The organism is Streptomyces sp. SM1 (assembly GCF_002910825.1).
Lineage (GTDB): Bacteria > Actinomycetota > Actinomycetes > Streptomycetales > Streptomycetaceae > Streptomyces > Streptomyces okerensis.
This window is the reverse complement of record NZ_NEUB01000743.1, coordinates 1-21,773: the sequence shown is the minus strand read 5'-3', so window position 1 is coordinate 21,773 and position 21,773 is coordinate 1. Positions and strand designations below refer to the sequence as shown.

At 72.7% G+C, this 21,773-nt stretch carries 18 protein-coding genes and 2 pseudogenes; 13 read left to right on the top strand and 7 right to left on the bottom strand.

Features of this window, described 5'->3' with window-relative positions:
* A partial coding sequence (locus B9S61_RS22080; RefSeq protein ID WP_107499710.1) for an ISAs1 family transposase occupies positions 1-650 on the top strand: 650 nt, incomplete at its 5' end.
* A 16-nt stretch (positions 651-666) separates the two neighbouring features.
* Here the strand turns inward: B9S61_RS22080 and B9S61_RS22075 are convergent.
* Positions 667-2,208, bottom strand: coding sequence for a recombinase family protein (locus tag B9S61_RS22075; RefSeq protein ID WP_103543819.1), 1,542 nt, complete (start codon positions 2,206-2,208; stop codon positions 667-669).
* A 218-nt stretch (positions 2,209-2,426) separates the two neighbouring features.
* On the opposite strand from B9S61_RS22075, the gene B9S61_RS22070 reads away from it, so the two are divergent.
* The gene (locus B9S61_RS22070; RefSeq protein ID WP_103543818.1) at positions 2,427-3,809 is read left to right on the top strand and encodes an alkaline phosphatase PhoX; all 1,383 of its coding nucleotides are present in this window, start codon (positions 2,427-2,429) and stop codon (positions 3,807-3,809) included.
* Positions 3,810-3,906: 97 nt separating this feature from the next.
* Here B9S61_RS22070 and B9S61_RS22065 read toward each other — a convergent pair whose 3' ends face one another.
* Both B9S61_RS22065 and B9S61_RS22060 read right to left on the bottom strand, forming a co-directional pair.
* A complete protein-coding gene (locus B9S61_RS22065; protein WP_103543817.1) occupies positions 3,907-4,392 on the bottom strand; it encodes an SRPBCC domain-containing protein in 486 nt (161 codons plus the stop codon).
* Entirely contained in the window at positions 4,389-4,808 is a 420-nt protein-coding gene (locus B9S61_RS22060) for a helix-turn-helix transcriptional regulator (RefSeq protein WP_103543816.1), read from the bottom strand. Before B9S61_RS22060 ends, B9S61_RS22065 begins: the two co-directional genes overlap by 4 nt.
* A gap of 86 nt (positions 4,809-4,894) precedes the next feature.
* Between B9S61_RS22060 and B9S61_RS22055 the strand changes: the two genes are divergently transcribed.
* Positions 4,895-6,418 (top strand): FAD-dependent oxidoreductase, encoded by a 1,524-nt coding sequence (locus B9S61_RS22055; protein ID WP_103543815.1) that lies wholly within the window; start codon positions 4,895-4,897, stop codon positions 6,416-6,418.
* Between the two features lie 95 nt (positions 6,419-6,513).
* Positions 6,514-7,377: a polysaccharide deacetylase family protein gene (locus B9S61_RS22050; RefSeq protein ID WP_103543814.1), complete on the top strand. Its 864-nt coding sequence runs from the start codon at positions 6,514-6,516 to the stop codon at positions 7,375-7,377.
* 476 nt (positions 7,378-7,853) lie between these two features.
* Here the strand turns inward: B9S61_RS22050 and B9S61_RS22045 are convergent, their stop codons facing one another.
* On the bottom strand, positions 7,854-10,088 hold the full coding sequence (locus B9S61_RS22045; RefSeq protein ID WP_181007478.1) for an MMPL family transporter: 2,235 nt from the start codon (positions 10,086-10,088) through the stop codon (positions 7,854-7,856).
* 101 nt (positions 10,089-10,189) lie between these two features.
* On the opposite strand from B9S61_RS22045, the gene B9S61_RS22040 reads away from it, so the two are divergent.
* The 5 genes from B9S61_RS22040 to B9S61_RS22020 all read left to right on the top strand — a co-directional run bounded on the left by B9S61_RS22040 (position 10,190) and on the right by B9S61_RS22020 (position 14,950).
* Positions 10,190-10,858, top strand: coding sequence for a TetR family transcriptional regulator (locus B9S61_RS22040; RefSeq protein ID WP_103543812.1), 669 nt, complete (start codon positions 10,190-10,192; stop codon positions 10,856-10,858).
* A gap of 49 nt (positions 10,859-10,907) precedes the next feature.
* Positions 10,908-11,093, top strand: coding sequence for a hypothetical protein (locus tag B9S61_RS22035; RefSeq protein WP_103543811.1), 186 nt, complete (start codon positions 10,908-10,910; stop codon positions 11,091-11,093).
* Positions 11,094-11,127: 34 nt separating this feature from the next.
* Positions 11,128-11,844 carry a peptidyl-tRNA hydrolase gene (locus B9S61_RS22030; protein ID WP_103543810.1) on the top strand — a complete coding sequence of 239 codons (717 nt, stop codon included), beginning with the start codon at positions 11,128-11,130 and terminating at the stop codon, positions 11,842-11,844.
* 156 nt (positions 11,845-12,000) lie between these two features.
* Positions 12,001-13,233 (top strand): MFS transporter, encoded by a 1,233-nt coding sequence (locus B9S61_RS22025; RefSeq protein WP_258039783.1) that lies wholly within the window; start codon positions 12,001-12,003, stop codon positions 13,231-13,233.
* Between the two features lie 109 nt (positions 13,234-13,342).
* Positions 13,343-14,950 carry an alpha/beta hydrolase gene (locus tag B9S61_RS22020; protein ID WP_103543808.1) on the top strand — a complete coding sequence of 536 codons (1,608 nt, stop codon included), beginning with the start codon at positions 13,343-13,345 and terminating at the stop codon, positions 14,948-14,950.
* A gap of 183 nt (positions 14,951-15,133) precedes the next feature.
* Here B9S61_RS22020 and B9S61_RS22015 read toward each other — a convergent pair whose 3' ends face one another.
* Entirely contained in the window at positions 15,134-16,609 is a 1,476-nt protein-coding gene (locus tag B9S61_RS22015) for a glycoside hydrolase family 76 protein (RefSeq protein ID WP_103543807.1), read from the bottom strand.
* 230 nt (positions 16,610-16,839) lie between these two features.
* Between B9S61_RS22015 and B9S61_RS22010 the strand changes: the two genes are divergently transcribed.
* Positions 16,840-18,921: a neutral/alkaline ceramidase gene (locus tag B9S61_RS22010; protein WP_103543806.1), complete on the top strand. Its 2,082-nt coding sequence runs from the start codon at positions 16,840-16,842 to the stop codon at positions 18,919-18,921.
* 49 nt (positions 18,922-18,970) lie between these two features.
* Here the strand turns inward: B9S61_RS22010 and B9S61_RS22005 are convergent, their stop codons facing one another.
* Entirely contained in the window at positions 18,971-19,171 is a 201-nt protein-coding gene (locus B9S61_RS22005; RefSeq protein ID WP_103543805.1) for a DUF2191 domain-containing protein, read from the bottom strand.
* A 156-nt stretch (positions 19,172-19,327) separates the two neighbouring features.
* On the opposite strand from B9S61_RS22005, the pseudogene B9S61_RS40975 reads away from it, so the two are divergent.
* A pseudogene (locus B9S61_RS40975) lies at positions 19,328-19,702 on the top strand (transposase); the annotation flags it as partial.
* A 125-nt stretch (positions 19,703-19,827) separates the two neighbouring features.
* Here B9S61_RS40975 and B9S61_RS21995 read toward each other — a convergent pair.
* Entirely contained in the window at positions 19,828-20,283 is a 456-nt protein-coding gene (locus tag B9S61_RS21995) for a serine hydrolase domain-containing protein (RefSeq protein WP_258039782.1), read from the bottom strand.
* A gap of 161 nt (positions 20,284-20,444) precedes the next feature.
* On the opposite strand from B9S61_RS21995, the pseudogene B9S61_RS21990 reads away from it, so the two are divergent.
* Together B9S61_RS21990 and B9S61_RS21985 are read left to right on the top strand one after the other, a co-directional pair.
* Positions 20,445-20,761: pseudogene (locus B9S61_RS21990) on the top strand (hypothetical protein); the annotation flags it as partial.
* Positions 20,762-20,889: 128 nt separating this feature from the next.
* Positions 20,890-21,773, top strand: an 884-nt coding sequence (locus tag B9S61_RS21985; protein WP_181007477.1) for a DUF692 domain-containing protein, incomplete at its 3' end; no start/stop codon positions are given.

Genomic DNA, 21,773 nt, shown 5'->3' with positions numbered 1-21,773 from the left:
CGCCGGCGCCGCTGTTGTCGGTGCCCGACCTGCACGGGGTGGTGACGGCGGACGCACTGCACACGCAGGTGGAGACGGCGAAGGTGCTGGTGGAGGAGATGGGTGCGCACTTCGTGCTGGTGGTGGAGCGGAACCAGCCGGCGTTGTGGGAGGCGTGCCGGTCGATCCCCTGGAGCGAGGTGACGGCCAGGCACAAGGAGAGCGAGGTGGGTCACGGCCGGCGGGAGACGCGGGTGGTGCAGGCAGTGACGTGGACGTCGCTGGCGTTTCCGCACGTCAAGCAGGTTGCCCGGATCATCCGGCACCGCACCGACCGGGCAACGGGCAAGCGAACGCGGGAGACGGTCTACCTGATCACCGACCTGTCGGCGTCCGAGGCGGCTCCGGAGGTGCTCGGGCGGTACGCGAGGGGCCACTGGGGCGTGGAGAACAAGATCCATTACGTGCGGGATGTGACGTTCGGCGAGGATGCCTCACGCATCCGCAGCGGCCACGGACCGCAGAACGCCTCGACGTTGCGATCGGTGGCCATGAACTACCTGCGCACCATGAGCAGTTCCATCGCGGACGCCAAGCGCCAGATCGCCCTGTCACCCCACAAGGCACCCCTGGACCTCTTCGGCGTACCCTCCGACCTGCGGCTTTGCTGAGAAATTCGACCTTGCGTCAGCCCTGGGGTTCCACGTGCCAGTGGATACGGTCGGCCGCAGGCACGCCACGGCCACGCCGTACACGCACCTGCCCGACCCAGTCAGCGGACAGCAGGAGTCGAGCAACCTCCCGCCGTGCCTCTACCGGCGCAGCCTCCCAGCGCTCCGCCACGCCCTTACCGGGCCGGATCAAATCCGTGAGGACGGCAGGCAGGGTGAGCCTGCGCTCTTGCTCCTCAAGAGCAGTGATCTTTGTGGTGAGGGTTTCGACCATCCGCGCGAACATGCGCGCCTCCGCGATGCTCTCCGGCTCCGCGTTCTCTGCCTCGCCCCGCTCGCCCCGCAGCCGCTCAATTTCGGCGCGGATGTGCTCGACCTTGCCGGAGTCCTCCGCGGAGGCGGCAAAGTCCTCATAGACCTTGTCCGACGCGAGATAGGCCAGGATCACGCCGGGCTGCGTTGCGGACCCGATGATCAACGCATCTACCGCAGGCTTACTGATCTGGACACAGCGACGCTGCCGACAGAAGTAGTAGGCGCTCGTGCCCTCGCCTCCCGCGCCCATCGTCCCTCCGCACACGTCGCATTTCATGGTCATGGTCAGAACGTGCTTTGCCTTGCCGTTGCGGGTGCTGCGGCGCGCAGGGTCGAGCATCATCCGGCGCACCGCCCAGAACGTCTCACGCTCGACCAACGGCGCCCAGGTGGCCTCATACAGCGTTGTCTCTACCTGCTGTGCCTTGAACGAACGCCCCCGGCTCTTGGGAGTGTGCTTGCGGTACCCGCCGTACGCGGGACGGAGCGCCATGGTCCGCAGGTGCTCATCCGTGAACGGCCTGCCGGACCGGTTCACGTGCCCCGCCTCCGCCAGATCACGCGCGATCGAGCGCATGGACTGCCCCGCGCGCAGGCGCCGGAACAGTTCCTTGGGCACTGCCGACTCTTCCGGGTCCTCAACCCAATTGATCAGCTTGCCCGTCTTGTCGTCGTACTGCGCCATGTAGCCGTGCGGCGGAGTGGCGTTCGGGCGCCCTTGCTCCGCCTGGGCGGCGGACGTGCGCCGGTTGCGCATGCTCACCTTGTCGCTCTCCGTCTCGGAGTCCGACGCGTCCTCACGCAGGTTGCGGCGGTCCTTCCAGTGCGCCAAGTCATAGAGCCGGTTGTCGCAGGTGATGAAGATCTTTTTCCCGTGTCCCTCGCACAGCTCCATAAGGTGCAGCCACTCAGAGGTCTTGCGGCTGTACCGGCTGTTTTCCCACAGGATCAGGACGTCTTCCGTGAACCTGCCCGACTCAAGATCAGCCACAAGGCGCGCCCAGTCGTCGCGCGCCTTGCTCGCGTAGCGGCTGGCCGAACGGTCGTTGTCGACGTAGGGCTCACCAGTGATCTTGATGCCGTGGCGTGCGGTCGTCCTCTCGTTGTCGTCATGCTGCTCGGTCACGGACCGCTGACGCCCTGAGTTGTCCTGAGACACACGCAGGTACTCACGGCCCGTGAGCGTGTCCACGGTGACGGCTGCGGCGGTCATGGCTGCGGTGTTCGCGGTGTTGAAAGGCATGCCAGCAGGATGCACAACCACCCGCACCTAAGAAGTTGCACCGGGCGCAGCCCCCAGGGACGGGAAGGGAAGGGGCGGCGAGGGCGAACCACACTGCCGACCGCCCCGGCCCCCACCCCCGTGACACGAGGTACGCGTGGTTCCCGTCACCCACGCCAGGTGATAGACACGGCGGGGTCACAGTTCCTGTCCGCCAGCAGGAAGGTTTCCCCCCCTCCATGTCCGAAACCGGCTCCCCCACCACACGCCGTCAGCTCCTCGCCCGTACCGGCGCCGCAGGCATCGGCATCGCCTTCACCGGCGCCCTCTCCGAACTCTTCACCGGCACCGCCGCCGCCCAGAACCTCGGTCACCGCGGCTACGGCCCCCTCGCCCCCGACCCCGACGGGCTGCTCGACCTGCCGAGGGGCTTCCGCTACACGGTCCTCTCCCGCGAGGGCGACCGGCTCCGCTCCGGCGAGGGCCCGGTCCCCTCCAACCACGACGGCATGGCGGCGTTCGCCGGCCGCCGCGGCCGTGTCCACCTGGTCCGCAACCACGAGAACCGCGCCACCGGCAGGGTCCCCGTCCCGGTGATCGACGGTCTGACCTACGACCCGGAGGGCAAGGGCGGCTGCACGGCGCTGACCCTGGACCAGCGCGGCCGGGTGCTCTCGGAGCGGGTCGCGATCGCCGGTACGGCCGTCAACTGCGCGGGCGGTCCGACTCCGTGGGGCACCTGGCTGACCTGCGAGGAGACCGAGGACAGGGCCGGCACGAACGGCTACGCCAAGGACCACGGCTACATCTTCGAGGTCGACGGCGCCGACCCGCGCCGCACGGGTGCCGTGCCGCTGACCGCGATGGGCCGCTTCCAGCACGAGGCGATCGCCGTGGACCCGAAGCGGGGCGTGGTCTACGAGACCGAGGACGCCTTCGACCGGCCCTTCGGCCTCTTCTACCGCTTCCTGCCGGAGAAGCCGCTCGGCGGCACCGGTTCGCTGCGCGCGGGCGGACGGCTCCAGGCGATGCGGGTGCCGGACGTGCCCGACCTGTCCTCGATCCGGGAGACGGGTGCCCACTTCGACCGGGTCGAGTGGGTCGACGTACCGGACCCGCTGGCCGCCGAAACAGCCATCCGCTTCCAGGACTTCGGCCCGAAGGGCATCACCCACGCGCAGAAGCTGGAAGGCTGCTACTGGGGCGGCCGCTCGGTCTACTTCGTCTCCTCCTTCGCCCGCAGCTCCGACGGTTCGGCCGGTGACCACTACGGTCAGATCTGGCGGTACGACCCGGACCGCCGCCGCCTCACCCTGGTGATCGTCTTCGGCCCGGACACCGACATCCAGCTGCCCGGCGAGTCCCCGGACAACATCTGCCTCGCGCCCAGCGGCGGTCTGATGGTCTGCGAGGACGGCGGCGGCGCCCAGCACGTCTACGGCGTCACCCGGCACGGCGAGGTCTACGCCCTGGCCCGCAACCGCCAGAACCGGGGCACCGACGACGACCCGGACTGGGGCGAGTTCGCCGGGGTCACCTTCTCCCCCGACGGACGGACCATGTACGTCAACGTCTACGACCCCGGCACGACGTTCGCGGTGACGGGCCCCTGGCACAGGTGACCGGCAGCCGGCAGCCGGCAGTCGGCACAACGGCCGGGACGGAGGGCAGCGCACCGCCCTCCGTCCCCCGTCCCCGGTCCGGTCCGGTCCGGCGGCCTCAGCCCGCCAGCAGCGCGTCCATCTGGCCGACGGCCAGACTCATCCCCTCCACCATGCCCATCTCGGCCAGCTGTTCCATCTGCTCCCGGGTGTCGAACAGGGAACGCAGTTCCATCCGCGTACCGCCGTCGTGCCCGGTGAGGGTCATCCGTACCGAGGTGGTCGGCATCTCGGGGTTCGGTTTGCCGTCCTCGCCGGAGAAGCCGTCGGTGAACTCGAGCGCGCTCGGCGGGGTGACCGAGGAGATCCGCCACCAGCCGCCGTACTTCTCGCCCTCCGGGCCGGTCATGTAGTACGTCACGCCGCCGCCGGGCGTCAGGTCGTGCTCCTCGACGGTCGCCGGGTAGCTCGGCGGGCCCCACCAGCGCTCCAGCTGCCGCGGGTCGGCCCAGAGCTGCCACACCCGCTCCACCGGGGCGGTGAAGTCGGCGACGAGCGTGAGGGTGAGGTGGTCGACGTCCTTGTCGACGCTGGTGACAGTCATCCGTCCGTTCCTTCCGTCGTGTTCCCGTCGCGGGCCGGTGTCCCGCGGCCGGTGTCCCTGCCGGTGTCGTCCAGCAGAGCGGACATCCGGTCCACCCGGGCCCGCCAGGCCGACTCCAGTTCGTCGAGGGCCTGCCTCGCCCGGTCCAGCGCGTCGGGGTCGGTGCGCACGAGCTGTTCCCGTCCGCGTCGTTCCTTGGTGACCAGACCGGCCCGCTCCAGCACCGTGACGTGTTTCTGCACGGCGGCGAAGCTCATCGGGTAGGCCGCGGCCAGACGTGACACGGACAGCTCACCCCGGACACAGCGACGGAGTATGTCGCGCCGCGTCGTGTCGGCCAGGGCGTGGAACAGCCGGTCGACGGCTCCGTCCGCCGCACTCGCGCCGGTCTCGTCCGCGATCCCATCTACAACCATTTGATTGTACGTTAGTCCCGTCCCGCCCGTTCCGCAAGAGGAGGTCCGGGCCACTGAACCGGAGACGGCGGGGTACTCGGCCCCGCATGACGGAGAAGCAGCAGGTGGGCGGCTCGTACTGGCTCGAGACCGCACCGGGCGGGCCGCATCCGGCACTGGCCGGCGATCTCGAGGTCGACGTCGCCGTGATCGGGGCCGGCATCGCCGGACTGTGCACGGCGTGGGAGCTGACCCGGGCCGGGCGGAGCGTCGCGGTGCTGGACGCCGGACGGATCGCCGCCGGAGTCACCGGGCACACCACCGCCAAGGTCACGGCCCTGCACACGCTGGTCTACGACAAGCTCCGCCGCACCCGCGGCAGCGAGGGCGCGCGGCTGTACGCCCGTTCGCAGTCCGAGGCGATCGAGCACACGGCGGACGTCGTGGCGGAGCTGGGCATCGACTGCGAGTGGGAGCGCCGGAGCGCCTGCGCCTTCGTCCGTGACGAGGGCGGGGTGGCGAAGCTGCGCGCGGAGGCGCGGGCCGCACGGGAGGCGGGACTGCCGGCCTCGTTCGTGACGGAGACCGGCCTGCCGTTCCCCGTGGCGGGTGCCGTCGAGGTGGCGGACCAGGTCCAGTTCCATCCGCGCAAGTACCTGCTCGCCCTCGCCCGCGAGATCGTCGCGCGCGGTGGCCGCGTCCACGAGGACACGACGGTGCTCGGCCTGGAGGAGGGCACGCCGTGCCGGCTCTCGACGTCGACCGGTGCCACGGTGACCGCCCGCGACGTCGTGGTCGCCACCCACTATCCCGTCTTCGACCGGGCGCTGCTGTTCACCCGCCTCTCCCCGCGCCGCGAGCTGGTCGTCGCCGGACCGGTCCCGGCCGACCGGGACCCGGGCGGCATGTACATCACCACCGAGGAGAACACCCGCTCGGTCCGCACGGCCCCCTTCGGCGAGGACGGCACCCGGCGCCTGCTCGTGGTCACGGGCGAGCACTTCACCCCGGGGACGGGCGACACCCGGGCCCGCTTCGACCTTCTGGCCGCCTGGGCCCGAAAGCACTTCCCCGAGGTGGAGCTCACCCACTTCTGGGCCACCCAGGACAACGATCCCACCGACACCGTGCCGCTGGTCGGCCCGATGCACCCGGGCGCCCGGCACACGTACGTCGCGACCGGCTTCGGCGGCTGGGGCATGAGCGGCGGGATGATGGCGGGCCTGCTGCTCACCGCGCAGATCACCGGCGGGGAGTGCGAGTGGAGCGGTCTGTACGACCCGCGGCGCCTGGCCTCCACCGTGCGCGAGGCGCCGTCGTTCCTCAAGCACCAGGCGCAGGTCGCGGGGCACTTCGTCGGCGACCGGCTGCGTCCGTCGCCACCGGTGGAGGCGCTGCCGCCGGGCGAGGGCGCGGTGGTGCGGTCCGACGGCGGCAGGCTCGCGGTGTACCGCGACGACGACGGCGCCCTGCACGCCGTCTCGGCCCGCTGCACCCACCTGGGCTGTCTGGTCGACTTCAACGCCGCCGAACGCGCCTGGGAGTGCCCCTGCCACGGCTCCCGCTTCGACACGGACGGCAAGGTCATCCAGGGCCCGGCGACGCGGCCCCTGGAGCGGCGGGACATCTGAGACGCGGGCCGGGGCCCCGGCCGGCCGGGTGACGCCCCGGCCCGCCTCCGTACGAATCACACTGATCTCCATAAACCACTCCATACCGTCATACGGTGATCACACTTACACGTGGTGCCCTCGCCGTATGCGTGCTGGCCGCCGCCCTGACCGCCGCCTGCGCCCCCGCCCGGTCCTCCCGGGAGGCGCCCCGCCCCGCGCCCTCGGCCTCCTCCCCCGCCGTCCCGTCACCGCCGACCCTCGCCCCGGGCCCCGCGGGCCTGACCCCGGTCTTCGACCACGGCCCCCGCACCGGCGGCAGAACGGTCGCCCTCACCTTCGACGCCGACATGACCGCCGACCAGGGTCCGAGGGCCGAGGCGGGCGAGCGGTTCGACCACCCGAGGCTCATCGCCGCCCTGCGCGAGCTGACGGTGCCGGCCACGGTGTTCATGACCGGCCGCTGGGCCGAGGAGTACCCGGACCAGGCCCGCTCCATCGGCGGGGACCCGCTCTTCGAGGTCGCCAACCACTCCTACAGCCACTACGCCTTCACCGCGGACTGCTACGGCCTGCCGACGGTCTCCGGGGACCGGATGCGGGCGGACGTGGAACGGGCGTACGCGGTGTTCCGGAAGGTGGGGGTACGCGATCCGATGCCGTACTTCCGTTTCCCCGGCGGCTGCTACGACCGGCAGGCGCTCAAGGCGCTGGTCCCGGCCGGCGTCACGGCGGTGCAGTGGGACGTGGTCGGCGGGGACGCCTTCGCGACGGACGCGGACGCCGTGGCACGGCAGGTCCTGGACGGCGTACGACCGGGCTCGGTGGTCGTCCTGCACTGCACCCGCAGCGCGGCCCCGGCCACGGAACGGGCCGTACGGGCGATCGTGCCGGAACTGCGCCGCCAGGGCTACCGCTTCGTGAAGGTCTCCGAACTGATCGGGGCGGAACGGGGCGGGGCGCCCGCCACCGGGAAGTGAGCCGGACGCGGCTGCCCGCCGTCAGGGACGCCGGAGGGACGACGAGCCGGTGGCGCACCGCACCACGGGGGTCGGCCGGGCCGAGAGCACGGATGTCACCGTCCGGCCGGTGCCCCGCTATGTGGCGGTCGGGCCGCACCAGTACGGCGGGGGCCGGCCCCGCCGGTGCGAGCGGATCCAGGAGGTGCGCGTCGGGAAGGAAGACCACGGGGATTCCCGACCGCACGGGGTCCCCGGGACCGGGATGCTCCTCGCCCGCACATCCCCGGGCGACCCAGGTGAAACCGCGGGGCGCGAGGCGCTGATGGAGCCGTCCGCCGTCCCGCACGCGGGGGTTGGGCAGGCGACGGCCGACCGCGAACGGGTCCCGGTCCCGTCCGGAGGCCGGCACCCCGTCGGCACAGGCGATGCCGAGCATGCCGGCCCCGCGCCCGAACCGGGCCTGCACGGACCCGCGCGACAGTGCCGTCGGCCCGTCAGCGCCGCGGTTCCGGGAGCGGCCCGCGCCGCTCCGGGTCCGCGGCCACCGGCGGCCCGTCACCGGCACCGGCCTCCCCGGCTCCCGGGGACGGAAGCGGTGTCACGTCGGCCGCGTGTCCCGGCAGACGCGGCAGGAACCGCCGCATCGGGCGCGGCATCCACCAGGCGTGCTTGCCCAGCAGCGCCATGACGGCGGGCACCAGGACGAGCCGTACGAGCGTGGCGTCGATCGCGATGGCGACGGCCAGACCGAAGCCGAAGAGGTTGACGGTCCGTTCGTCGTTCAGCTGGAAACTGCCGAACACCACGACCATCACCGACGCGGCGGCCGTGATGATGCGGGCGGTGGCGGCGATGCCGATGCGGACGGAGGCGCCGGCGTCGGCGGACCGCCGGTACTCCTCCTGCACCCGGCTGAGCAGGAACACCTCGTAGTCCATGGACAGTCCGAACAGGACGGCGAAGAGCATGACCGGTGCGAAGGACTCCACCGGCCCGGCCTCCGCGCCCAGCAGCCCGGCGCCCCAGCCCCACTGGAAGACCGCGACCACGACACCGTAGGCCGCGCCGACGGAGAGCAGATTCATCACCGCCGCCTTGAGCGGCACCACGACCGACCGGAACTCGACCATGAGCAGCAGGAAGCTGAGCCCCACGACGAAGGTCATGAACCAGGCCATCTGGCTGCCGAGCCGGTCGGCGAGGTCGATCGCGGTGGCGGTGGAGCCGCCGACGTGCGTCTCGGCGTCGGGCGCGGCCTCGGGGAGCACGTCGTCGCGCAGGTGGTGCACCAGCCGCTCGGTGGACTCGTCGTCGGGCGAGCCCTCGGGCACGACGGTGTAGACGGCGGTGGTCCCGGCCTCGTCCAGCCGCGGGGGACGTACCTCACGGACCCCTTCCGTCTTCTCCAGCCCGGTGCGCACCTCGGTGGACTGCTGCTTCACCTCCGCAGCCGGCACCCCCTCGGCGAACCGCGCCGTCACCACCAGCGGTCCGGTCCAGCCCTCACCGAAGTCCCGCGCGACCAGTTCGTACGCCTGGCGCTCGGTGCTGTCCTCCGGCGCCGAACCGGCGTCGGCCGTGCCGAGGCGCAGGGAGAACAGCGGGAGTGCCATGGCGATCAGCACGACGGTGGACACGAGGGCGTAGGGCCAGGGGTGCCGCTGGACGTGGCCGGCCCAGCGGTGCCGGCCGCCGGCCCGTCCGGTGCCGTGGTCGAAGCGCGGCCTGCGGACGCGGAACCGGTCCAGGTCGGTGCCGAAGACGGCCAGCACGGCGGGCAGCAGGGTGACCGCCGCGATCAGGGTGGTCCCCACCGTGAGGGTGCTGGCCAGCCCGAGGGCGGAGACGAAGGGGATGCCGATGAGGTAGAGGCTCAGGATCGCCACGATCACCGTGGCGCCGGCGACGAGCACCGACCGGCCCGCGGTCGCCAGGGCGAGCGGGATCGACGCCTCGGGAGGGTGTCCCGCGTGCATGCCCTCCCGGTGCCGGGTGACCACCAGCAGCGCGTAGTCGATGCCCACACCGAGGCCGATCATGGTCGCCACCACGGGGCCGGAGGTGCCGATGGTCGTCACCGAGGCGGCCACGGTGAGGAGCGACATCCCCAGTGCGAGGGCGAACAGGGCGGTCAGCAGCGGTACGACCATGGCGAACACCGACCCGAAGGCCACCAGCAGGACCAGTACCGCGGCCGCCAGGCCGATCACCTCGCTCCCCGACGGTCCGTGCTCGCCCTGGAGCACGGCGCCGCCGTACTCGACCTGGGCGCCGGCGTCGCGTACCGGGTCGAACGCCTCCCGCACGGCCTCCACCGACTCCTCGGGCACGTCCTTGGCCCGCTCGGTGAACTGGACGGTCGTCACGGCGGTGCGCCCGTCGTCGGAGACCATCGTGGGGCCGGGCCCGTACGGCGACCGGACGACTGCCACGTCCGGCACGTCGCGCGCCGCGGTGACGGCGTCCGTGACGGCGCCCTTCACCGTCGCCGTGGTCACGCCCGCGTCGCTGTGGACGACCACCTGCATACCGTCCCCGGACAGGTCCGGGTACCGCTCGCGCAAGGTGTCGTAGGCGGCCTGCGAGTCGGTGTCCGCGAGGGTGAGGTCGTTGGTGAACGAGCCTCCGGCCGTACGCGCGCCGAGGGCCGCCCCGATGACGGCCAGCAGCCAGACGGCGATCACCCACCATCGGTGCCGCACCGAGAAACGAGCCAGGGCGAAGAGCACGTCGGGCCTCCGGGGTCGCGAGGGCGGGGGGCCTGAACGGCGGCCCCCGCCGGGAGAGGGAACACCGGCAGCGTCGCCCGCCCGGCCGTAGGATCTCAACCATGATGAATTCCCGGTCGCGCGGCAGAAGGGCGGGCAAGCCCGGCACGCGTGCGGAGATCCTCGAGGTCGCGCGCCGCCGCTTCCTCGAGGACGGGTACCAGGCCGTCACGCTGCGCGCCGTCGCCGCCGAGGCGGGCGTGGACGTGGCTCTGGTCAGCTACTACTTCGGCTCGAAGAAGGGGCTGTTCGGCGCAGCCCTGGCCCTGGCCGTCAACCCCGCCGAGACGCTCGCCCGCACGGCGGAGGGCGACCCGGTGACCTTCCCCCAGCGCGCCCTGCGCGACCTGCTGGCCCTGTGGGAGGACCCGGAGTCCGGAGCGCCCCTGCGCGCCCTGGTGGCCGGCGCCGCCCAGGACCCGGCGATCACCGGTCTGGTACGGGAGATGATGGAGCGGGAGATCATCGACAAGATCGCCGGCCGGCTCGGCGGAGCGGACGCCCGCAGACGCGCCGGTGTGTTCTGCGCCCACATCGCCGGCCTCGTCGTCACGCGCTACATCCTGCGCCTGGAACCCTTCGCCTCGATGCCGCCCGATGAATTGATCCGGACCTACACCCCGCCCCTGCGCCTCGCGTTGGCCGAGTCCGCGAACCGTCCGGCCCGGAGCGGCGGTCCGCGGGGCCGTGGACCGGGCGGAGTCGGACCGGGCGCCGGGTCCACCCACTGAACCCGACGTGCCCGGACCGCCGGTGAGGCGTCCGGCCTACGCTGGAGGCATGAGCGACACCGACCACGACTACTGCCTGATCGACGCGTCCACGCCCCCGAAGGCCGACGGCCCTCCGTACGCGGCGTGTGTGCTGTGCCGGGAGCCGACGGAGTACCCGGAGTCGTACAAGGGCATCACCCTGTGCCCGGTCTGCGAATGGCGGGAGGCCGAACGGACCTCCTGCGCGGGCTGACGCGGGCGCCGCGCGGCTTGGCACACTTGTCCCCGTGAGCACTGACCCGGCTTCTGCCGCCGACAGCCCCTTCCGCCCCGACCCGGCCGCCCGCGACCGGGCACCCCAGTTCGTGCTGCCCCTGGTGGTCCGTATCGAACGGGCTGCTCCCCCCGCCCGTACGGACGCCCTGGAGACGGCGGCCCGCGCGGTGCTGACGATGCTGACCGACCCGCGCTCGGTGGGCGAGGGCGAGTGGGCGCGGGCGATGCGTGACTGGCAGGACGGCCGCATCCGCAAGGTGGTACGCCGGGCGCGCGGCGCGGAGTGGCGCCGCGCGGAGGCGCTCCCCGGGATCACGGTCACCGGCAAGTCCGCCGAGGTCCGCGTCTTCCCGCCGGTCCCCCTGGACGGCTGGCCCAAGGACCTGGCCCGCCTCCAGGTCTCCGGCACCGACCTCGACGACCCCGACCCGGTCCCCCCGGCCGACCCCGGCCTCCCCACCCTCTGGCTCAACCCCGGCCTCGCCATGTCGGCCGGCAAGGCGATGGCCCAGGCGGGCCACGGCGCCCAACTGGCCTGGCTGGCGCTCTCCCCCGAGGCCCGCGCCACCTGGCGGGCCACGGACTTCCCCCTCGCCGTCCGCACGGCCACCCCGGCCCACTGGCCCTCCCTGACCACCGGCACCCTCCCCGAGGTCCGCGACGCGGGCTTCACGGAGATCGCCCCGGGCTCGTGCACGGTGGTGGCGGACCATCCGGCGTTGCGGTGAGGCGGTGCCGGTGAGCGGCCTGCCTCGGATGTGGCCGGGCGGGCGCCCCGGACGGACGCGAGGCCCCGCCGAGTAGGGGACCGCCCGCCCCGGACCCCGGCGGCGGATGGCTGATTCCTGTCAGCCGCCCGAGACGGCCGCGTAGGGTGCGGCGGCGTGGCTGTCGCTTCGGATCATCCGGTGCTCTGGCGTGACCAGCAGTTTCTGCTGCTCGCTTCCGCCCGGACCATCTCGGTTCTGGGCAACGGATTCGCCCGGGTGGCGCTCGCCTTCGCCGTGCTGGCGCTGCCCGGTGCGACGCCGGGGCGGCTGTCGCTGGTGCTGGCCTGCCAGGCGCTGCCGCAGTTGGTCTTCATCCTGGTCGGCGGGGTGATCGCCGACCGGATGTCGCGGGCGCGGCTCATCGTGGCCGCGGATGCCGTGGGCGCGGTGGCCTACGCCGGGCTGGCCGTTCTGGTGCTTTCGGGGCATGCCCCGCTCGTCCTCATGTGCGCGCTGGCGGTGGTGGCCGGCACCGCGACCGCGCTGTTCTCCCCCGCCATGGACGGACTGGTGCCGCTGGTGGTGCCGGCGGGCCGGCTGCAACAGGCCAACGGTCTGCTCCGAGTGGGCACCAACACGTCTCTGCTGCTCGGGCTCGCCCTGTCGGGCGTCACCGTCGCGTGGATCGGCGCGGGCTGGGCGCTCGCGCTCAACGCCGTGTCCTTCGTCGTCAGCGCGGTCCTCACCGCGCGGCTGCGGGTCCCCGGCCGGCCCGGCAGGTCGTCGTCCGGCTGGGACGATCTGAAGGAGGGCTGGCGGGAGTTCGCCTCCCGGCAGTGGCTGTGGGCCGTCGTCGCCCAGTACACCGTCGTGGTGGCATGTCTGAACGCCACCGCCGGGGTTCTCGGGCCGCTGGTCGCGGAAGAGGAGCTGGGCGGCGCCCGCGCCTGGTCCGTGATCGTCGCCGCCCAGGCCCTCGGCACGATCGCGGGCGCCGGTCTCGCCGCCCGCGTCCGGGTCGGCAGACCCGTCCTGGTGGCGGTACTGGCCACCTTCCCGGCCGCCGCCCCGATCGCCCTGCTGGCGGCCTCGGCGCCCGTGTGGGCCGTCGCCGCGGCTATGTTCTGCTCGGGCGTCGCGGCCGACGTCTTCGCCGTGTTGTGGTCCACCACCATCCAGCGCGAGATCCCCGAGGAGTCGCTGTCCCGCGTCGCCTCCTACGAGTGGTTCGGCTCGCTGGCCTTCGCTCCGCTGGGGCTCCTCGCGGCCGGGCCCGTCGCCGGTGTCACCGGCACCCGGGAGGCCCTCGCGGGCTGCGCCGTACTGATCGTCGTCGTCACCGCGCTCGCCCTGCTGGCGCCGCAGGTCCGCGGCCTCACCCAGGGGGGACCGAAGACGGACCGGTGAGCCCTGCGGGGGAGTTGACGGGCGCGGCCGTCTCCGGTGCGGCCGCGCCCGTTCGCCCGGATGGACGTGCGAACGTGCGCGGGGGGTGGGGCGGCCGGAGGCTGGGCGCATGACGGGAAGACGACCTGCGACAGCCACCGCTGCCCTGCTCTCCGGTGCCGTACTGCTCTCCTTCTCGCTGGCCTCCTGCGGCCGGTCCGGCGAGGGGGGCGCGGGTGGTGGGGGCGGACCCGGTGAGGAGAACCGCGGCCGCATATCGACGCAGACCCTGAGCTGGAAGGACTGCCCCGCCCCGTCCCCCCTGCAAGGTGGAGGGGAGGCTCCCGGGCCGCTGCCGGACGGCACCCGGTGGCAGTGCTCCACCATGAAGTCCCCGCTGGACTGGGACGAGCCCGACGGCGAGACGATCGACGTCGCCCTGATCCGGGCCCGGTCCAGCGCCGACGACGCCGCCGACCGGATCGGTTCGCTGCTGTTCAACTTCGGCGGCCCCGGCGAGTCCGGAGTCGCCACCCTGCCCGCCCTCGCCTCCGACTACGAGAAGCTCCGCACCCGCTACGACCTGGTCGGCTTCGACCCGCGTGGGGCCGGCGGGAGCAACGGGGTCACCTGCCTCGACGCCGAGGCCATGCGGGAGATGGCCGAGCAGGACGACACCCCGGACGACGGCGAGGACGAGGTGGCGGCGCTCCTGAAGAGCAGGCAGGTGTACGCGGATGCCTGCGAGCGGGAGTCGGGCCCGATGCTCCCGCATGTCGGCACCGAGGACGCGGCACGCGACATGGACCTGATGCGGCAGCTTCTCGGCGACGACAGACTGCACTACTTCGGGATCTCCTACGGCACCGAACTCGGCGCTGTCTACGCCCACTTGTTCCCGCGCCACGTGGGACGTGCCGTCCTGGACGGGGTCGTGGACCCCACGCTCGACCAGATGGAGGAGGCGCTGGCGCAGGCCGGAGGCTTCCAGCTCGCCTTCGACCACTTCGCCGAGTGGTGTGCCGGCAACGGCTGCTCGCTGGGGGACAGCGCCGACGAGGTGGAGGCGGTCGTCAGGGAACTGGAGGCGGCCCTGGACGACGATCCGCTGACCCTCGACGGGGACAGGGAGCTGACCGGTTCCCTCCTCCTCGACGCCGTGATCCAGGCGCTCTACCTGGAGACGGCGTGGCCCGCCCTCGAGGTGGGCCTGGAACTGCTCGCCGACGACGAGGGCGAGACCATGATGAACCTCGCCGACGCGCTGGGCGACCGTCACGCCGCGGGCTACAGCGACCAGCAGGACGCCCGGACCGCCATCACCTGCGCCGACCGCGACGACCGGTACACCGTGGACGACGTCGTGGAGATGGCGCCCGCGTTCGAGAAGGCCTCACCGCTCTTCGGCGACACCATGGTGTGGGGCGCGCTGGAGTGCACCGACTGGCCGGTGCCCGGCAGGGCCGACCACCCCGACGTCCGGGCCCCCGGCGCGCCGCCCGTCCTGCTCGTCGGCAACACCGGTGACCCCGCCACCCCGTACGAGGGCGCCGCCCGGATGGCGGAGCAGCTCGGCAAGGGCGTCGGCGTCGAACTCACCTACGAGGGCGAGGGACACGGCGCGTACGACTCCGGCAACCGCTGCGTCCAGGACGCCGTCGACGCCTATCTCCTCGACGGCCACGTTCCGGCTGCCGGGAGCGTGTGCGCGCACGAGCCGCTGGAGGGCAAGAGGTAACACCGCTCCGGCGGCGATCGGTCGCTCCGGGCGTCCGGGCCGGGCCACGCGGGGAGCGCCGCGAGGCACCGGCCGGGTGCACCGGTCCGTTCCGCCCGGCCGGGGATGCGGCCGGCCGGGAGCCGTTCGCCGCCGTCCCGGCCGACCACGGGAAGGCCTCCCGCGCCGCCTCCTCCGCCGGTGTCAGGGCACGGCGTTGAGCAGATCGACGGCGCTCTGCTGGCGCGCCGCGTCGACCCTGTCGAGCGGCCCGTACCAGCGCAGCCCGTACTGGTCGAGGGCGTTGCGGTCGCTCGCGTGGGCGCGGTCGGCCTGGCGACGGAGGTACGCGGTGTACGGGTGGTCCGGGAGCGCCGCGTCGAGTTCGCCCAGGCCCCGCACGTGCGCTCCCTTGAACGACGGTCCGTCCGGCTCGCAGTTCCCGCTCTCGCACGGGTCGCGCAGGATGCCGTCAGCCGTGTTGAGGGCGGAGGACGTGGTGGCGGCGTCGGCGATCCGCCGTGCCTCGGTGAGCAGGGCGCCGTCACCCGTCGCCCGGTACAACTCGGTCAGGGCGCCGAGGAGTACGCCCTGGTTGTACGACCACACGGTGTCGCCGTTGTTGCGGCACGTGCTGAGATCGATGCCGTCGCTGACCAGGTGCGAGCCGTTCACCATGCCGGTGCCGCGGAACCAGGACCAGCCGGCCCCGGCCCGGTCCAGGTACGTCCGCTCGCCCGGGATCCGGTTGTGCAGCGCGGCGTTGAGCTGGATGTAGAGGGAGTTGGCGATCGCGTTCTTGTAGGTGCGGGCGGTGCTCCACCACACACCGCCGCCGCAGGTGGAGTCCCAGTACGCGGCCATGTGGTCGGCGTCCGCGCGAGCGGTGGTGAGGTAACGGCTGTCACCGGTCAGGTCGTAGGCGGCCACCCAGGCCAGGCCCCACCAGCCGGTGTCGTCGATGTAGTCGTTGCGGAACCGCCCGCCCTGCGCGTTCAGGTTCAGGTCGTGGGTGCGGGCGACGGCGTACGTGTAACTGCCGCTGCCGGAGGCACAGATGCTGTCGATCACGGCCGTGAGCGCGTTCGCGGAGTTCCACCAGCCGGTGGTGTCGAACAGGCCCGTCGAGTCGTCGTAGAACGTCATCAGTGCGGTGGCCGCGGCGGTGCGCCGGTCGCCGGCGTTCCAGGTGGTGCGCGCCCAGGGGGTGCAGGCGATCTCCGGGCGGTCACCGGCCCTGCCGCAGGCCCGCAGCGCCCCGACGCCGTGCGCGCCCCAGTCGTCCACGTTGAACATCGTGGTGCGCCCACCGCGCTGCCCGGCGGGGACGACGGTGTTCCCGCGCCTGCTCCCCGAGTGCCATGTCCGGCCGCCGTCGAAGGAGCGGTCGAGCCAGACCTCGTCGCCGGACCCGCCGTTGGCGATGGAGGCCCAGCCCATCGCGTCGGCGTCGTCGAAGTGCAGGACGACCGACCGTGAGTGGACGGATGCCGTGACGGGCGTGCGGTCTCCGGGGGAGAGAGCGGGGGCACGGCCGTCGCAGTACGTGTTGCAGATGCCCGCCGGGGCGGCCCGGTTCACCGAGTCGTCGGCCGACGCGGGGTGCGGCAGCAGCGCACACAGGGCGAGGGCGAGTACCGCGGCAGGGTAGCGCCGAAGGGATTTCCGTACCGGAGTCATGGGCTGCTCCCCGTGGGGGGTGAGAGCGCTTTCCGCACCGTAGTACCGGGTCGGTGAAGCGTCAACGAGTTGCGGGCGTACGGGATTCGGCTGACGTTCCGGGACGCCGGACCGAGAGTGCGGCACACCTCTTGCGGCGCCCGCGGCGCGCGGTGTACCAATGAGGACGCAGAACTTGAATGTTGTTCATATTTTTTCCGCGGGGGCCGCGCGAGCCGGAGGAGCAGCAGATGTCCACGGAACGTCGTCCCGTACGCAGCCGCCGTACCGTCCTGCGGGCGGGAGCCCTCACCGGTCTGGGACTGGCGGGTGCACAGGCGGTGGCCCCGGGCCGGGCCACCGCGGCCACCACCGCCGCCACCCCTGACGCCCGGAACGCCGGTTTCCTCGTCGGCCGAGGCATCGCCGACGCCACCGGCGAGGTGGCCGAGGTCGGCATGATGGGCTACGGCCGGTTCGACCAGCAGGCCGCCGGTCTGCACACCCGGTTGCGGGCGCGGGCGTTCGCCGTGGCCGAGGAGGCGAGCGGGCGGCGGGTCCTGCTGATCGTCGCCGACTCGCCGATGATCTTCGGGAGTGTGCACCAGGCGGTGCTGCGGCGGCTCGCCGAGGCGTACGGCGGTCTCTACACCGAGCAGAACGTGCTCATCACCGCCACCCACACCCACGCCGGACCCGGCGGCTACTCGCACCATCTGCTGTACAACACGACCACGTTCGGCTTCCACCGCAAGACCTTCGAGGCGGTGGCGGACGGCCTGTTCGAGGCCGCGCAGCGGGCCCACGACGATCTGGCACCCTCCGAACTGGTGGTCAGCCACGGCACGTTGAACGGTGCCAGCGTCAACCGCTCCCGGACTGCCTTCGACCGCAACCCGAAGGCGGACCGCGACCACTTCCCCGACGCCGTCGACACGCACACCACCCTGCTCCGGGTGGAGCGGGCCGGCCGGGCGGTCGGGGCCGTCAACTGGTTCCCGGTGCACAGCACCAGCATGTCCGGGGACAACCGGCTGATCAGCGCGGACAACAAGGGCTACGCGGCCTACCACTGGGAGCGCGAGGTCAACGACGTCGACTACCTGGCCGACGGCACCCCGGCGTTCGTCTCGGCGTTCGCCCAGACCAACAGCGGCGACATGTCGCCCAACCTGGACCTCCGACCGCCCACGACGCCGGAGGACTTCGCGGCGACCCGCGCCAACGGGCTCCAGCAGTACGAGGCCGCCGCGGCCCAGGTGCGGCAGGCCGGCACCGGACTGTCCGGTCCGGTCGACTCCCGGCTGGTGTACGTCGACCTCTCCGACGTCGCCGTCCGCCCCGAGTTCACCGGTGACGGACGGACCCACCGCACCTCCACGCCCTGTATCGGCGCCTCCATGGCGGCGGGCAGCATGGAGGACGGGCCGGCCTTCCCCGGCTTCGAGGAGGGGGAGAACCCGTTCTGGGACGCGATCTCCGACTCGGTGATCTACACGGTGTCACCGGAGTTGAGGCAGGCGCAGGCGCCCAAGGACGTCTTCGTGCCCATCGGGGAGATGAACCGCGTCTACCCGTGGGTGCAGGAGCGGGTGCCCGTGATGCTGGTGCGCATCGGCGGCCTCTACCTGATCGGCATCCCGGGTGAGGTGACCGTCTGCGCGGGGCTGCGGCTGCGGCGCACGGTCGCCGGGATCGTGGGCGCGGACCTCGACGACGTCCTGGTCGCCGGGTACGCCAACGCGTACTTCCACTATCTGACCACCCCCGAGGAGTACGACGCGCAGCAGTACGAGGGCGGCAGCACCCTCTTCGGACGCTGGCAGCTTCCGGCGCTCCAGCAGACGGCGGCGGACCTGGCCACCGCGCTGCGCGACGGAACGGACCTGCCCCTCGGCCCGAAGCCGCCGGACCTGTCCGGCAAGGCGCTCTCCCTGCAGCCGGGGGTCGTGCTGGACGCGCCGCCCCTGCTGCGGAAGTTCGGGGACGTGCTGGTGCCGCCGCGGGAGAACTACCGGGCCGGTGAACGGGTCGAGACCGTCTTCGCGGGCGCCCACCCCGGCAACGACCTGCACCGCGGCGACACCTACCTGGAGATCCAGCACCGGAACGCCGACGGCTCCTGGGGCACCGTCGCCGACGACGGCGACTGGCCGACCCGCTTCCACTGGAAACGCGACGGAATCGCCGCGTCCAAGGTCACGATCACCTGGGACGTCCCCCAGGGCACGTCCCCGGGCACCTACCGCATCGTGTACCACGGCGACGCCCGCAGCCTCACGGGCACCGTCACCCGGTTCACCGGCACGTCCCCGGCCTTCACGGTCCGCTGATCCGACGGCGCCGCCGCGGGACCCGGAACGGCAGGGGCCGGCAGGGGCATCAGCCCTGCGGCTCCTGCGGCTTGGCGTCGACCTCGCGCAGGTTCCGGTCCTTGAGTTCGGTGCGTGCCTCGGTGCGGTGACCGCGGACGACGTAGTCCCGCACGACCGCCTCGATCGCGTCCTGCGGGGAGCCGATCCCCGCGAGGACCATGACCTCCACCACGAGTTCCGCGTCGAGACTGATACTGACCTTCGCCACTGTGCCCCCCCTCGTCGCACCCTGGCCGTACTCTGCGGCCCGCCCGTCGACCAGGCACGGGAGCGCGCCGCCGACCCAAGCGGGAGGTGCCTCTGACCTGCAACGATGGGACTTGCTGAGGGTCCTGTTGGCTGCAAGGAAAGAAGCACTCCCCAGGTGAAGAAGCGTATCGGGTGCTACCCGCGTGTCCGCGTCCAGGGCGGCGGTCGTGGGGCGGTCTCGCAGGCCGGGGCCGTACTGCTGGTGGAGACGGTCCGCAAGACCGGCCTGCACCAGGCGCTATCGGCGGCGTGCGCGCCGTGGCGCAAGGCCCGGGCGGTGCACGATCCGGGCCAGGTGCTGGTGGATGTGGCGCTCGCGGTGGTGCTGGGCGGGGACTGCCTGGCCGATGTCGCGATGCTGCGGGCCGAGCCGGCCGTGTTCGGGCCGGTCGCCTCCGACCCGACCGTCTCCCGGCTCGTCGACACCCTCGCCGTCGGCGGGATACGGGCCCTGACCGCCCTCCGCGCCGCCCGCGCCGCAGTACGCGAATCGCTGGAGGGGAGCCTGCGACGTCCGAAGACCGATCGAGTGGACCTGTTGTGGGCCCACGCTCCCGACTACGCGACTCCTGTCGAAGAAATCAAGCGGTGTCTTCTGCGGGGGTGCGCCCCTGGTCACCCGCGCTTCCGGTCGCCGCACACCGCCCGGTCCAGCGGGCGGACCGTGGCCTCCGCCTGCTCGAGGAAGCGCTTCTCGTCACCGAAGCGCGTGGTGAAGACAGCGGACGCGGCCGGCACCCGGCCGTCGGGCGTGACGGCGGTCTCGGAGGCGGTGCCGAAGGACGTGCCGCCGTGGTACCAGATCCCGCCCCCGCAGCCCTCGGCCGGGCGCCAGGCGAGGCCGAGCCCGTAGCGGGTCCTGCCGTCGGTGGCGTAGCCGGGCGCCGGGACGGTGGTGCGCATCTGCTCCAGTTGCTCCTGCGGCAGCAGCCGGCCGCCCATCAGGGCGCGCAGGAAGGTGTTCATGTCACGGGTGGTGCTGATGATGCCGCCGTCCGCGCCGCCGCCCACGGCCGGCCCCGCACGCCACCGTCCGGACCGGCCCCGCCGCGCACGCTTCGTGGTCTCCATGGCCGGAACGCTACGGAGGGCCGGCGCCGCGGACCATCCAGCTGGCCGCCCGGACGGGGGTGGTGCCGGCCCTCCTATCGCCCGGCGGCTACCGCCCAGGTACGGGAGAAGGCCCGGCGGTCGGAGGCGCCCCGTCCCTCGTGATCCTCGATACCCGGTCGGCCGCGACGTGGATGGGTGAGGCCAACCGGTGGATCGGGCCCGGCTCGGGCTGCCCGAGCTTGCCTTCGTCGACTTCGGTGACGCCCTGTTCCGGGAGCGGCCCGACGGGGTGCACTGGAAGACCGGTCCGCTGGTGGAGTACGCCGGCGGGCGGCCGTTCGTCCGGGTGGACGACGAGCAGAGCGGCCGGGACGAGGCGTATGTGGCGGCCCACCATGGAGGGCCCGGGCTGCTGCACCACGTCGATCCGCGGATCGGGCTCCGGGAGGACGACTTCCGTGCCCTCGGCGACCTCGCCCGCTCGGCGCGTCCCTAACCTCAAATGTTGCTCTGAAGGTGGCCGGGCCGTGGTTGGGGGGCGGGCGGTGGGGTCATACCCCTGACACGTCCGGGGTGCGGGCGTTCGGGGGCCGGGTGGGACGACCGGGTGGAGGAGGGGGCGGGATGACCGTGCGGCTGGGGAACGGGATCGGGTGGCGGCCGGAGATCGCGGACGCGGTGGAGCGCATGCCGGGGATCGACTGGGTCGAGGTCGTCGCCGAGAACGTCTGCCCGGGGCATCTGCCCGAGTCGCTGGCGCGGTTGCGGGGGCGCGGGGTGACCGTCGTGCCGCACGGGGTCTCGCTCGGGCTCGGTGGGGCCGAGCGGCCCGACGAGGGGCGGCTGGCCGCGCTCGCCGAGCGGGCCGCCGGACTCCGCTCGCCGCTCGTCACCGAGCACATCGCGTTCGTACGGGCCGGCGGGCCGCTGACCGCGTCCCCGCGGATCGAGGCCGGGCACCTGCTGCCCGTGCCGCGCACCCGCGACGCCCTGGACGTGCTGTGCGAGAACGTCCGGATCGCCCAGGACGCGCTACCCGTGCCGCTCGCCGTGGAGAACATCGCCGCGCTGATCTCGTGGCCCGGCGAGGAGATGACCGAGGGGCAGTTCCTGTACGAGCTGGCCGACCGCACCGGCGTACGGCTGCTCGTCGACGTCGCCAATCTGCACACCAACCACGTCAACCGGGGCGAGGACCCGGCCAAGGCGCTGGCCGAACTGCCCCTGGAGGCCATCGCGTACGTCCATGTCGCGGGCGGGTTCGAGCGGGACGGCGTGTGGCACGACAGTCACGCCCATCCCGTTCCGGAGCCCGTGCTGGACGTGCTCACGGATCTCGCGTCCCGGGTCTCCCCTCCCGGCGTCCTGCTGGAGCGGGACGAGAACTTCCCCGAGGCGGAGGAGATGGAGCGGGAACTGGGCGCGATCCGGCGTGCGGTCGAGAAGGGGGCGGGGCGCCGGGACGCGAGCCCGGCAGCCGCGGTGGTGGGTGCCCGTCCCCCGTCGCG